This window comes from Frankia sp. CcWB3 (assembly GCF_977927595.1).
The window spans coordinates 1,114-1,727 of sequence record NZ_CDWRCK010000329.1; the positions used below are offsets into that span (position 1 = coordinate 1,114).

At 57.8% G+C, this 614-nt stretch carries 1 protein-coding gene; it reads right to left on the reverse strand.

Going from position 1 to position 614, the window contains the following annotated elements:
* Positions 1-118: 118 nt before the first annotated feature.
* The coding region (locus ACY5KJ_RS18500; protein ID WP_462203954.1) for an ABC transporter permease at positions 119-614 on the reverse strand (496 nt) is incomplete at its 5' end.

The window sequence follows — 614 nt, forward strand, 5'->3', positions numbered from 1 at the left end:
TTTCATTTCGACTCCAAAGCGCGCCCAAGATCGTTACCGAGACAGCCGCTCGCACGGCCTGACGTGAGAATCTCATGGGTCTCCTTACTCGACTACATAACGGGAACAGGAACCATGGCTAACGGTGGTTGGTACGGCGCCGCACCAGATCGGCATAGACAGCACCGACCAGCGCCACGGCAATCGCGATCTGCTGCCAGTACGGAGGCACCCGCACAATAACCAGACCGTTCTGCAGCACAGCAGGGACAAAAATCCCGATCGCAGCACCGACCGCACTCCCCGAACCACCGAAAATACTGACACCACCAAGCGCAACACCGGTGATCGCATTCAGCGCATCGGGAGCATGCCCACCGATCGTCGTCGTCGAAAAACGCGCCACATTCAGATACGCGGCCAAGCCATAAGCAAGACCCGCGAGCACATAAATCTTCATAGTATGGCCGCGGACATTAATCCCCGCCCGCTCACCGGCAACAGGATCAGAACCAGTCGCATAACTATAGCGACCGAAACGGGTACAGGCAAGCGCCCAAACCGTTATCGCAATCACCGCCACCGCGATCACCGTCATCACCGGAACCCCAGCCAGCATCCCTATGGAGTCGAAA